At 62.5% G+C, this 12,654-nt stretch carries 12 protein-coding genes; 3 read left to right on the top strand and 9 right to left on the bottom strand.

Annotation, left to right across the window (positions count from 1 at the left end; translation table 11 throughout):
- Window positions 1-31: 31 nt before the first annotated feature.
- Entirely contained in the window at window positions 32-748 is a 717-nt protein-coding gene (locus tag HU230_RS35525; protein ID WP_224943919.1) for a TetR/AcrR family transcriptional regulator, read from the bottom strand.
- Between the two features lie 110 nt (window positions 749-858).
- Window positions 859-1,845: a tripartite tricarboxylate transporter substrate-binding protein gene (locus tag HU230_RS35520; RefSeq protein WP_176534199.1), complete on the bottom strand. Its 987-nt coding sequence runs from the start codon at window positions 1,843-1,845 to the stop codon at window positions 859-861.
- A 290-nt stretch (window positions 1,846-2,135) separates the two neighbouring features.
- On the opposite strand from HU230_RS35520, the gene HU230_RS35515 reads away from it, so the two are divergent.
- Window positions 2,136-3,794 (top strand): alkaline phosphatase family protein, encoded by a 1,659-nt coding sequence (locus HU230_RS35515; protein ID WP_224943917.1) that lies wholly within the window; start codon window positions 2,136-2,138, stop codon window positions 3,792-3,794.
- 94 nt (window positions 3,795-3,888) lie between these two features.
- Here HU230_RS35515 and HU230_RS35510 read toward each other — a convergent pair whose 3' ends face one another.
- The 6 genes from HU230_RS35510 to HU230_RS35485 all read right to left on the bottom strand — a co-directional run bounded on the left by HU230_RS35510 (window position 3,889) and on the right by HU230_RS35485 (window position 9,230).
- Window positions 3,889-4,269 (bottom strand): TadE/TadG family type IV pilus assembly protein, encoded by a 381-nt coding sequence (locus HU230_RS35510; RefSeq protein ID WP_176534200.1) that lies wholly within the window; start codon window positions 4,267-4,269, stop codon window positions 3,889-3,891.
- Window positions 4,266-4,763: a TadE/TadG family type IV pilus assembly protein gene (locus tag HU230_RS35505; protein WP_221345257.1), complete on the bottom strand. Its 498-nt coding sequence runs from the start codon at window positions 4,761-4,763 to the stop codon at window positions 4,266-4,268. Before HU230_RS35505 ends, HU230_RS35510 begins: the two co-directional genes overlap by 4 nt.
- 14 nt (window positions 4,764-4,777) lie before the next feature.
- Entirely contained in the window at window positions 4,778-6,040 is a 1,263-nt protein-coding gene (locus HU230_RS35500; RefSeq protein ID WP_176534201.1) for a TadE/TadG family type IV pilus assembly protein, read from the bottom strand.
- Window positions 6,041-6,279: 239 nt separating this feature from the next.
- A complete protein-coding gene (locus tag HU230_RS35495) occupies window positions 6,280-8,103 on the bottom strand; it encodes a fused MFS/spermidine synthase (RefSeq protein WP_176534202.1) in 1,824 nt (607 codons plus the stop codon).
- 63 nt (window positions 8,104-8,166) lie between these two features.
- Entirely contained in the window at window positions 8,167-8,544 is a 378-nt protein-coding gene (locus tag HU230_RS35490; protein ID WP_176534203.1) for a hypothetical protein, read from the bottom strand.
- 212 nt (window positions 8,545-8,756) lie between these two features.
- Window positions 8,757-9,230 (bottom strand): ABC transporter substrate-binding protein, encoded by a 474-nt coding sequence (locus tag HU230_RS35485; protein ID WP_176534204.1) that lies wholly within the window; start codon window positions 9,228-9,230, stop codon window positions 8,757-8,759.
- 189 nt (window positions 9,231-9,419) lie between these two features.
- Between HU230_RS35485 and upp the strand changes: the two genes are divergently transcribed.
- Window positions 9,420-10,052 carry a uracil phosphoribosyltransferase gene (upp, locus tag HU230_RS35480; RefSeq protein WP_210284336.1) on the top strand — a complete coding sequence of 211 codons (633 nt, stop codon included), beginning with the start codon at window positions 9,420-9,422 and terminating at the stop codon, window positions 10,050-10,052.
- 69 nt (window positions 10,053-10,121) lie between these two features.
- Here the strand turns inward: upp and atzD are convergent, their stop codons facing one another.
- On the bottom strand, window positions 10,122-11,255 hold the full coding sequence (gene atzD, locus HU230_RS35475; protein WP_176534205.1) for a cyanuric acid amidohydrolase: 1,134 nt from the start codon (window positions 11,253-11,255) through the stop codon (window positions 10,122-10,124).
- A gap of 361 nt (window positions 11,256-11,616) precedes the next feature.
- Between atzD and HU230_RS35470 the strand changes: the two genes are divergently transcribed.
- Window positions 11,617-12,651: an ABC transporter ATP-binding protein gene (locus tag HU230_RS35470; RefSeq protein ID WP_176534206.1), complete on the top strand. Its 1,035-nt coding sequence runs from the start codon at window positions 11,617-11,619 to the stop codon at window positions 12,649-12,651.
- Window positions 12,652-12,654: the final 3 nt, after the last annotated feature.

Raw genomic sequence — 12,654 nt, 5'->3', positions numbered from 1 at the left:
GACAGTTTGAAGTGTTGGTCGAGACTGGATGTCACGACAGCGGCGTGAGGCCGTTGCCGGCGGCGGGTTCGGCGTCGGCTTGCGACGGCGGAAGATGCAGAAGCGTTGCGATCGTCGTATCGAGCAGCTGCGTCCGCGCTGTCTCGGGATCGATCTCGGGCGCAAACCGGCCGAGCAGCATCGGAAACGCCGGCGGCTGGTTGAGCGCCGCGTTGAGCAACGCAAAGAACAGCGCCGGATGGCTGCTGCGGATGATGCCCGCCGCGATGCCGGCCTCGAAGAGCTCGCGCGCGCTCTCATAGGCCGGACGCAGCAGCTTTTCGGTCACCATTGCGGAGCGCTCCGGCGCTTCCGCGCCGTGGCGAACCACGAAGTCCCTCACTTGCGGATGCGCGGCATAGAACGTGGCGACGCGGATGATGAGATCGCGCAGCCGGTCAGCCAGCGAACGGCGCGTGTCCGTGGCGATGGTGTGCACCTCGGCCATCACAGGCTCCGCAAGTGTAACGATGCGGTCGAGGCAGGCCTCCCACAGCGCGGCCTTGTTGCCGAAATGGACGCGCACGAGATTCGGCGCGACACCCGCCGCCGCCGCGACGCTGCGCAGGTCGGCGCCGTCGAAACCGAGACTCGCAAAGGCCTCGGTCGCCGCGATCAGCAGCGCCTGGCGGCCGTCGGGCATGTCCTTGCTGCGACGTCCCTTGGGCCGGGAGGCCTGCGCCGCCACCAATTTACTCGGATCAGTCATCGTCGCTCTTATATGTACGAGTGAACATATAGGAGTATGGACCATCTTTTCAAGGCAACGAGCTCGGATCGGGGCCGGTCAAAAACACTTTTTGAATCAGATGATTGCGTCTATTCCGCCTTGATGTTGGCCGACTTGACGATCGGCCACCATTTCTCGACCTCGGCGGCCTGATGGTCGCGCAGCGCGGCGGGGGTCTGCTTGTCCGGTGACGGGATCTCCTGCCCGAGCTCGGCGAAGCGTTGCCGAACGACGGGCTCGGCGAGCGCCGACATCACCGCCTTCGACAGCGTCGAAACGATATCGGGGCCCGTGCCCTTCGGCGCCCAGATGCCGTGCCAATAGGCGATATAGAGTCCCAGCAGTCCGGCCTCGTCGACGGTCGGAATCTCGGGTGCCGATGCGAGCCGCGATGATGCGGTCACCGCAAAAGCCTTCACGGTTCCGCTCTTCACCTGCGGCAGCGAGTTGGAGGCCTGATCGAACATGATGTCGATATGCCCGGCCATCAGATCGTTCAGCGCAGGGCCGGCGCCGCGATACGGCACGAATGAGAAGTGGGTAGCCGTCAGCTGCTGGAAGAACACGCCCGCGACATGCGCGCCCGAACCCGGGCCCGCGGTGCCGGCGGTCGCCTTGTCGCCATTGGTCTTGAGCCAGGCGATCAGCTCCTTCAGATTCTTCGCCGGCAGATCGGGCCGTCCGATGATGAGCTGCGGTCCGCTCGCGAGCAGCGCAATCGGCGCGAATTCGCGCACGTCATATTGCAGCTGATAGATCGCGCCATTGAGGCAATGCGTGCCCCAATGCCCGATCGTGATCGTGGTGCCGTCCGGCGCCGCGCGCGAGGCGCGCAGGCCCGCGACAGTGCCGGAGGCGCCCGTGACATTCTCGATAATGACGGGATGGCCGAGCGAATTGCGCATATATTCGGTGAGGATCCGCGCCAGCACGTCGGTCGGCCCACCGGCGGCGAACGGCACGATCATCGTGATGGGGCGCGCAAGCGTTTCCGCGCGCGTGCCGCGGGAAGCAACCGGCAGCGTCGCCGCGCCGAGCGCGAGTTGCAGGAATGGCCGGCGAGACATGTTGGGCATGCGCGTTCCCCCTCATGCTCTCATAGAGCCGGCAGTGTCGCGCAGTCCAGCGTAAGACGTCAGAGACGCGATGTCCGCGTTTGAACGGCAAAGCTTGCCGTTGCGCGGCGTCGCCCGGCCGGAGCGTCGCCCAGATTGGGCCAATCCTGCAATCATCGGATGCCGGTCAGCCCCGACCACGGTCATCGAACTCGCATGAAAGCGTCATGCCGCCGTCAATTGACCGCGACAAGTTGTCGCGGCCAGCGCAGGCGATTCCAAACTCACCGAAATCAAAGAGGGGCGAACTCATGAGTGGCTTTCGTGACTATTTCTTGTCAACGGCCGCGATAGCGGCAGCCATGCTGGCTTGCGGCGTCGCCGTCGCGCAAGCGGACGACGACAATGACCATTCGCAGCGACATGGCTACAAGCACGTCCTGCTGATCAGCGTCGACGGCATGCACGCCGTCGATTTGAAGCGTTGGGTCGAAAGCCGCCCCGGCGGCAACTTCGCCCAGCTCACCGGAAAGGGCGTGGTCTATCCGAACGCCTATACCACCGCGCCATCCGACAGCTTTCCCGGCATGCTCGCGCAGGTCACGGGCGCCACGCCGAAGGGCGGCGGCCTGTTCTATGACGACAGCTATGACCGCACCGAATATCCGGCGAAGGCCTTCTACACCAGCCAGGGTCTTGCGGACCCCGGCTGCGTGGGCCCGGCAGGAACCGAACTCACCAACTTCGAAGCGCTCGACAGGACCTACAATTACTCCAGCGGGCTGGTCGCCGATTACACCGCCGGCGGCACGCTGGGTCAGGTCTACACCCAGCTCGATCCGGATCACATGCAGCGCAAGCTCGTGAACGGCCAGTGCGTGCCGGTCTATCCGCATGATTACGTGCGCACCAACACGATCTTCGAAGTCATCAAGGAGGCCGGAATGCGCACGGCCTGGTCCGACAAGCATCCAGCCTATGAGGACCTTGCGGGCCCGTCGGGCAAGGGCCTCGACGAGCTCTTCACGCCGGAAATCAATTCGCAGGACACCATCGACGCCGGCGCCCAGCCCGGCGACGACTACACCACGAGCTACACCGGCGTCCGCTCCTACGACTCGCTGAAAGTGAAGGCGGTGTTGAACTGGATCGACGGCTATGACGGCACGCGCAGCCAGCGTCAGCCGGTGCCCGCGATCTTCGGCATGAACTTCCAGGCGGTCAGCGTCGGCCAGAAGCTCGCCAAGGCCGGCCATGCCGATGCCGACAAGTCGCTCGTCGGCGGCTATGCCGACGGCAAGGCAACGCCCGGCAATGCGCTCACGCTGCAATTCCAGTTCGTGGACGACGCGCTCGGCAAGTTCGTCAATGAACTCAAGGCGCAAAACCTCTACGATTCGACGCTGATCATCGTCAGCGCCAAGCACGGCCAGTCACCAATCGACGTCAAGGACCGCGTGGCGATCTCCGATGCGCTGTACAGCAAGGCGCCCGGCTTCGGCACCAACGGCTTCGAGATCTGCGATGACGAGGCGCTGGTCTGGTTGTCGCCGGAGCTGCAGCAAGCGACCAATCCGGCGACCGGCCATCCCTACTACGCAGATGCCAAGGCTTACATCCTCGCCCACGCCGCCGATCTGCATATCCAGAAGCTGCTCGACCGCGACGAACTGACCAAGCTCTATGAGGATCCGTTCCACAACAGCCGGGTGCCGGACTTCATCGCCATCACCGATCATGGCGTCATCTGCACCGGCGGCAGCAAGCTCGCCGAGCACGGCGGCTTCTCCAACGACGATCGCAACGTGCTGCTGCTGGTCTCTTCGCCGCGCATCAAGCATGCGAGGGTCGTCGATGAGACGACCTTCACCACCCAGATCGCGCCGACGATCCTCCATGCGCTCGACCTCAACCCGCGCAGCCTCCAGGCGGTTCGTGACGAAGGTGTCGAGGCCTTGAAGCTGAAGTAAAGCGCAAAGGGAGCAACGCACCGAATGGCCTATTTATCGGCGCCCCGGGCACGGGGCGCCGATATCTTTGCGGCGCGCCTCAAGAGGCGAACTTTCAGGCCGGGAAGCAGGCCGCGGCCGTCAGCGTGAACGGCGCCAGATTGAGGATCTGGGGAAACTGGAATTGATAGTTTGCGCTCACCTGGCTGCCGCACGCTGCGGCACTGTAGGTGAATGTCGAGGACGGCAAGCTCAGTCCAAACGCCTGCTGGGTTGCGTAGGTGGCGATCGCGCTCGGGTTGCCGGTCGGACAAAGCGTGGCGTTGACGCTGGCGCATCGCGCCGTGACCGCCACTGCGTGCTGCATTCCCACCTGCGTCCACATCAACAGCCCGAACTCGATGACGCCGAACAGGAACGCGAAGAAGAACGGCGCGATCAGGCCGAATTCGAGTGCCGACGCCCCGCTCCGGTCGGGCCAGAATGCGCGTTTCACTGCAGCCTCGCCGTCGACTGGGTGCTGATGACATAGCTGTTCGGAACGACCTGATAGTTGATGATGGTCGAGTAGCTGCCTTGCGCGGAGACGATGGTGTACGTGCCCGCCGTTCCACCTCCGGGACACGTTGCGCCGCAGGTCATGCTGCTGACGCCCGAGGCGGTCGCACACCCGCAAAATTTGATCGGAGCCGGCGAAGCGCTGATCACATTGGAATTCGTCGCAGCTGCCACGGCGGTCGAAATCGCATTGGCGTCGAAGCCATGTGCGATGGCATATTCGACGCCTGCCTGCGACGAACCCTCCACCTGCATCTTGCGGTAGATCGCAAGGCCGATATCGGTCACCGAAACGACCATCAGCGAAAGCAGCGGAACCAGGACGCCGAATTCAATCGCGGCGACACCGCGCGTGTCATTTCCGAACCTGCGACGGAAAAGGATGCAGCGTCGTCGAGAACGGCGCTCACTACCTATCGTGCCCGTTTCCATCTCATTCCTCCAGCTTACTCGACAAGCTGCGCTGTCGCCGTACCGATGGCATTGCCGCCCATCGCAGCGCAATTGACCTGGACATTGGAATTTCCGACGATCGAGATCGTGTCGGCGATGATTTGCGTACATGTCGTGCTCGTGCCATTGCCGCCACTGAAGCTCAGCGCCCCTTTCGGGAGGTAGACCGCTCCCTGCAGATTCTGTGTACCGCCGCCCGTCAAGTTGAAGCTGGTACCCACCGGCATCCTCCGGTCGCCATAGATTGCGATTCCAGCGGTCGTTCCGCTCGTCGGCGCCGTGAGGCTGACATTGGCGTTGCTCCCGATCGTCGCCGAGCCCCAGTTGCCGCCCGAGCCGGTAAACACCAAGGTGACGCCCGTTCCCGTGATCGTAGCGTTGCCGGCCACCGACAGGTTCGCGCCGTTGAAATAGTAAATTCCCGGATTGAATGTCAGCGTGGCACCCGCGGCCACCGAAATGTCACCGCAATAGCTCCCCGGACTGAGGGTCGTCGTCCCCTTCACGTTGAACTTGTTCGAGTAGTCGCACCATGTCGGCATCGTGGGCGTGACATTGGCATAGGGATCCGCGATCGCCCTGATGCCGGTCCGAATGCCGTTGGTCGCCGTGATGCTGCTCGTGCCGGAAACCCCGCCGACGACGCCAACCATGGCTGCGGATATCGTTGCCGTCCCGCTGACATTGAGCGCCGAGCCGCCGTTGGAGTTGTCATAGAGGTTGCAGTTGATCAGGTTGAGCTGGGTGTTGCCCTTCACCGTCACGGCGGGATTGGCGGTCGGGTCGAGCGCCAGCACGCAACCTGTGCCGACATTGCCCAGTGCGACGGCACGGGCCGTGACTGGCACCGCTCCCGAGCCAAACAACGCCGACATGAGCCGCGCTTGCGGCTGGGTGATGATGACTTCGACCGCCTGGGAGCTGGAAGTGAAGCTTCCCGTGGACGGCGGCTGGTTCACGGTGACGGTGACGTTGCCGATCCCGTTCGCGTAGCCGTAGAACGTCGTGATGGCGTTGGCTTCGGTCGCAAAATTGGTGCCGGCGGTGGCTGCACTGACCGCCGCGGAGTCGGCCGCGCTCATCATATTCTTGTGCTTGTAGAACCACCACGCGACCTCGGTACCGAGTCCTGCGGTTCCCACCAGGACTGGCATCAGCAAGGCGATGATAATCGCGTAGCTGCCGGACTGGTCGCGCGCAAAGCGCTTCAGGAGACCATCCGGGCACGCTTGGCACTCATCCGGTGCCGACCTCATTTGCGAGGATATTCCAACTTCCGCCTTCCAAGTGATGAAGGCCGTCATGTTGTCCTCACGCCGCTTGTGGCAAGCTTCTCCGATTCCTACAGCATGACAATTTAATGTCAGTTCTGCGCGATCGACGAAAATCGGACATGGCTCTTAACACTCCTTTAGCCAATCCGGGCTGTCCGATCCTCTGTCGTACCGCAGCAAACATGACCGTAGAAGTTGGCCACGCGCAGTTCTACGCGCGCTCAGGAGCCGAGCTTCGCCCGCAGCATGGGGCCAAGGAGATTCGAGTAGTCGTCCGTCCAGAGTGCGCTGGCCGGATCCGGCGACGTGGCGGCCCAATGCCGGGCCGCCTTGCCGACATCGTCAGGCGTGCGCGCAAGCATCACCACCCGGGACGCCGTCCTCAGCGTGGTCATGACGTCGCCGACGGGATGTCCTTCCTTGAAGAGTGCGATCAACCCCTGGGACTGCGCGATATTCGCCATGATCGGCGCGAGATCGAGATGACGGTTGGAGATGTGCACGAGGATGACCCCGTGCGGCGCCAGCTTCGACACATAGCCGGCGATCGCTTCACGCGTCAGCAGGTGGACCGGAATGCTATCGGACGAGAAGGCGTCCAGCACGATCAGGTCGTAGCGATCAAGTGAGGCCTGCAGTGTGAGACGCGCATCGCCGAGCACGAGGCTGGCCTTCGGCGCGCAGCGCGACAGGAACGTGAAGAGGGTTGGATTGCTCGCGATCCGGATCACCTCGGGATCGATCTCGAAGAACGTCCAGTTCTCGGCGCCGCGACGGAGGCAAGCGAGCGTGCCGGTACCGAGACCGACGACCGCAACCCGTCCGAAGCCGCTCCGGGCGCTGCGTATCGCCGCAACCCCTTCGGCTAGCGGGCTGCCCAGATAGTAGTAGCTCTGAGGCTGAGGCGCTCCCTCGACCGGCGTGCCGTCGTCGTTGCGCAACCGCTCTGCGCCATGCATCGTGTTGCCGTGGAACAGCAGCCGCGCGCGGCCATCTGCGAGGTCGACCACGGTATGGATCCCGAAGAAGCTGCGCGCGGTCTCGATCGGGGCCATGCCCGGACGCCAGAACGTCGTCAGCATCAGGCCGGCGATCGCCAATCCGGCGAATGACACCGGCCGCTGGCGCAAAAATATCATGCCGGCCGCCAGCAGGACCAGCAAGGCCCGGAACGGCAGCTCGAAGGAGGCCGGAAGCTGCAGTTGGGTCACGTACCAGACCGTGGCAAGCGCGATCGCCACCGCCAGCCATGGCGACGCCTTCATCAGCGCCTGGCGCGCACCGCCTGCGAACATGCCGGGCAGTGCCAGCAATGCGAGTGCGATCAGGATCGGATATTCGTAATTGCCGGAAAATATCTGCGGCGCCAGCAGCCCCGCGAAGGCGCCGCCCAGCACACCGCCGAGCGAGGTGCACAGGAAGAACTCCGTCAGCCGCTGCGGGTGCGGGCGCCGGGCATAAAGCTCGCCATGACAGAGCAGCGCCAACAGCGCGAACACGACGAGATGGAGCACGATCGTCGTGAACCAGAACATCTTGGCGCCAACCAGACTGATCGCAAGCGGGGCCACGGCGAACGGAACGAGGCGCACCACGGTCGCGTGGCTGATCCACGGCCGGTCGCGGAACACGACAACGAAGGTGAACAGATAGAGCGCCAGCGGAATAACCCAGAGAAAGGGCGCGGCCGCGACGTCGGTCGTCAGATACCCGGTCACCGCGATGACCAACCCGGACGGAATGGCCGCAAGCGCGATCCATTGCAGCCTGTCGGCCGCGCTGATGACCGATGTCTCCGGCGACGGCGTCGCCTTCACGGCGCCATTGCCTCGTCCGAGCACGAAGGCAACCGCCGCGACGAGCAGCGCGAGGACCGCAAAGCCGAACGACCAGATGCTCGCCTGCATATTCAGCGCCAGCAGTGGCTCGACAACGACAGGATAGGCAAACAGAGCCGCGAACGAGCCAAGATTCGACGCGGCATAGAGCACGTAGGGATTGCTGGCATCGCGATGGCCGCTTCCGGCGAACCAGCTCTGCAGCAAGGGGGCGCTGGCCGACAACGCGAAGAACGGCAGGCCGATTGACGCAGCGAACAGCCCGAACAGCTAGAGCGCGGTCCCATCGGCGGGTGGCGCACCCCAATTGGGCGCGATCGCGATTGGCAAGGTCATGGCCGTGACCACGAGCAGGAGCAGATGGACGAGGCCCGCGCGCTGCGGCCCGAACAACCGGCCGAGCAGATGCGCATAGGCATAGCCGGCGAGCAGGACGGCCTGGAAGAACACCATCGCCACCGACCAGACCGAGGGCGCGCCGCCAAGCTTCGGCAGCACCATTTTCGCGAACATCGGCTGAATCAGGAACAGCAGCAGCGCGGATACGAACAGCGTCGCCACGCTGAGGACCGGCAGCAGGCGCGTATCATCGGCAGAACACGATACCTCCGGAAGCGTGCGATCCGGCGCGTTCTCAAAAAGTGACATTCGTTGGTCCTTGCAATCTTTGCTTGCAAGGCAGTTAGCCACGCCTAAGCAAGGGTTAATCGCAGTTCAGGGAGCGCATATCGGCGGCGTAGAAAGGGCTCGGCAAGCTCGTTGAAAGACAACGCAATTGTCGAGCTGCCGGGAACCCACCATTTGAGCCATTGCCGGAAATACAGTTTTACCTACCGACAGGATCCTCCGCCAATGGCCCTTCACTTCTTGTCCAGCGCGCCTTCAACGCCGGCGCCAAATCGCACCCAGTTCCGCCCATCGAACTTCTGTAGTTGCATTCGTTCGATCGGATAGTGGTCGCTTGGCGATGTCGTCAACGCGATATCCGGAAGCAGCATGTCGAGGTGCGCCCCGTTCAAAGCCTCGGCCTGCCTCATGACGTTGGCGCGCGTCAGGTCATCCCCGCATTGCCTGAGCACCTCAACCAGCGCCTGCGCGGCGTTGTATCCATAGACCACGTAGGAATTGTCTCGATCCTCGCCCGGCATGTGCTCGGCCATGAAATCGGAGAATCTCTTCAAGCCGGGGTCATCCTTGCAGGCCGCATCCGCGGGGTCCTTGCTGTAACTTGCGGTGATGATGTCCCTGGCGTTCTCGAGGCCGGCGGGCTTCAGCACGGCGCAGTAATGCATCGGTTTTCGACGAGCAGATTCCCTATCCTCCGAATGGGCCATGATCGTGTTCCGCAAAACACGAACAACGAGTCAAGCGATGAAGGAGCCGTGTGGATCGCCCTGAAGAATGGCCCTTCCGCCCAATGAATGAGGCCGCGCTCGACAGTCAGAAGAAGCGGGGCACGCTACTTGCACACGCGACGACTTGGACGAACTCGCACGCGCCCCCTTAATTGAGAAAGCGATATCATGACCAAGAACGTGAACCTCGTCAGCCATCCCCTCGTCCAGCACAAGCTCTCGCTGATGCGCGACAAGGATCGTTCCACCAAAGGGTTTCGCGAGCTACTGAACGAGATTGGAATGCTTCTCTGCTATGAGGTCACCCGGGATTTACCCCTGGAGATGGTCGACATCGATACGCCGCTCGCTGCAATGAGGACACCCAAAATTGCGGGCAAGAAACTCACATTCGCTCCGATCTTGCGGGCGGGTGTCGGGTTTCTCGACGGAATGTTGGCGCTCGTCCCATCAGCACGCGTCGCGCACATCGGCCTTTACCGGAATCCGGAAACACTTCAAGCCGTCGAGTACTTCTTCAAGGCGCCGCAGGATGTTTCGGAGCGCATCGTGATCTTGCTGGATCCAATGCTTGCTACGGGAAATTCGGCCAGCGCGGCGGCCCGCCTGCTCAAATCGCGAGGCGCGCAAGACATTCGGTTCGTCTGCCTGCTCGCAGCCCCCGAAGGAATTGCCCGATTCCAGGATGAGTGTCCGGACGTTCCGATCTGGACCGCTGCTATCGACGAAAGACTGAATGATCACAGGTATATCGTGCCAGGCTTGGGCGATGCAGGAGACAGAATGTTCGGCACAAGGTGAGCCGTCGGCGGCGCTTTCGTGCTGAAGCGTGAACAGATGCCGTTCGCAACGGCACACGACGCCCGATGCTCAGTCGGACCCATTTGCCAACAGTCGAGCGATTACGGCAACCGGCCCGCCACCTGGGGGTCCCTGATGTTCGGCTCCACCCGAAACATACACAGCGCTGGTTCCCGACAAGCCGCTGATCAATCCGCCGACAGCAGCGCGAGCGTGCCGGGTTGAGCTGATGTCAGTATCCTCAAGCATGATGTGACGAAATCCGCGGATGCTCCCGTTCGGCGCGGCTTCCGCCTTGGCAAAGATATTGACGAGCTGCCGCGACGCCGTCGGCGGCTTGGAGGCGTCGTCGATGTGCAGCCCCACGCTTTTCAACGCATCGATCACCGCTGTCGAATCAATGGCGTCGTTCATCACGGCGTGTCCGATCTCGAATGGAGCCGACGACGACGTCGTATTGCCCAGCACAATGACCACGTTATGCATCAGTTCGATGCCCGCCGACGTGGAGGCGACCGACGAAAACAGATCGAACCGCCGGAGAACGTGTTCGTCGTCAATCTCGCTTTCAACCTCGCCAAGCGCGACGGCCACGCCCAGCGCCGACGCGCCACGTGAATACGCCATCGAACCGTATGCGCTGTTGGTCACGGTCTCATGACCCCGCGCCACCGCTGCCTCGATGCGGTCGCTGGTCAGAAGCGGGCACTTGATCTGCACAAAATGGACGTCCTGCGGATCGACGATCCCAGCGTCGGCCATGGCGGCAGCCACCGCCCTTGCGGTTTCCCTGATCTGCACGTCGCGACCGATCTCCTCGGGCAGAAAATCCCGCGTCTGTGCCATCCCGATGCTAAGGCGTTTCCCTGAGATACCTGAATCGTGATTGGCGGCACCGTCACGCGTAAACACGGTGATATGTGGACTAAGCACACCTTCCGTCCCACCCGACATCACGAACGCAATCCGTTGCTCAACGCGATGCGGCGGCAGATCTAGATAAGGCGCCAGGGTCGTACGGAGAGCTGAAACGGCGAACTCACGCGTGAAATCGTTGACGCCTCCATTGCCCTCAGTCTTCCCCAAGATCGCAACGATCGACTTTGGATCGATCCTGCCTTGCTCGATCAGGCTCAGCAGACCAGAGACGTCACCGGGGCCCTTGGTGGAAATACGAACGACGTCGACCGATTTTGTGCGCATGCTCTTCCCCTCGGATATCTTCGGGCTCGCAAAAAGATATGGCAAGCCAAAACGTCTCCCGGCGCCCGCGGGCACGGTACCGGTTTTGATCGGATCGAGATGGCTTTGGCAAAGCCATCTACCTTCAACATCGCCTCGATCGCCTACGTCCGGAACTCAAGCTTCGCAGACAGCGTACCTGGCAACTGACCTCCGATCTCGGTCGCAGCGGCGCGGCCGACCTCGTCGGCCGGCGGAATCTGCCCAATTTTTGTCTGGTCTGTCGCAAGATTTGGCACATCTGTTGCATCGAACTCCGGATCGCGGGCCGGGGCGACAGTGTTGCTCAAGATCCCTGGCAAGACTATGCGGAATGGTGCGGATGACGACGACGGCGGCGCTCGAACTCGTACAGTTGACCAAGATGTACGGTGGCGTCACCGCCGTTGACGCGATCAACCTCAAGATTCCCCCCGGCTCCTATTGCTGCCTGCTCGGGCCGTCCGGCTGCGGCAAGACATCGACGCTGCGCATGGTGGCCGGCCACGAATCGGTCACTTCAGGCGACATCCTGGTCGGGCCGAAGAATGTAACCGACCTGCCCCCTGCCGATCGAAGCACGGCGATGATGTTCCAGTCTTACGCCCTGTTCCCTCATCTCTCGGTCATCGACAACGTTGCGTTCGCCTTGAAAATGAAAGGCGTCGGCAAGGCTGCACGCCATGCCGAGGCCAACAAGTTGCTGGAGCTCGTCGACATGCAGCCCTATGCGGCAAGGCTGCCAGGCCAGCTTTCCGGAGGCCAGCAGCAGCGAGTCGCGCTCGCGCGCGCGCTGATCACCTCTCCTCAAATCCTGCTCCTCGACGAGCCGCTGTCGGCGCTCGATCCGTTCTTGCGGCTGCGGATGAGAGCCGAGTTGAAGAAGCTGCAGCGCGAGCTCGGGCTTACCTTCATCCATGTGACGCATGGCCAGGACGAGGCGATGGCTCTGGCTGATATCGTGGTTCTCATGAACGCGGGCCGGATCGAGCAGCAGGGTTCGCCGCGTGAACTCTTCAACCACCCTCGAACCGAATTCACGGCGAAATTCATCGGCGGCCACAATGTTATTGCTGTGGGTCCCGAGACCTTCGCCGTTCGGGTTGACCGGCTGATGCTGAAGCGACCGAGCGAAGCTGTCGCTGGTCCATCCGTTGCAGGCACCATCAGCGAGGTCGAATACCAGGGAACCTATGTCCGCGTTGTCATTGCCGCCGAGGGTGGCTCCGAGATCTCGGCCCAAGTCACGGAAACCCAATTCGACGCGGCCAGGCACACCGTAGGCGAGCGCGTTCTCGCCACATGGGACCCGACGCTGGCCAGCCTTCTTAAAACCACGAGTCCTGTAATCGCCCGGTCGCCCGAAAGGGCGGCGTGACAC

The organism is Bradyrhizobium quebecense (assembly GCF_013373795.3).
Lineage (GTDB): Bacteria > Pseudomonadota > Alphaproteobacteria > Rhizobiales > Xanthobacteraceae > Bradyrhizobium > Bradyrhizobium quebecense.
Note: the sequence above shows the minus strand (reverse complement) of the source record. Positions and strands in the feature narration are given on the sequence as shown.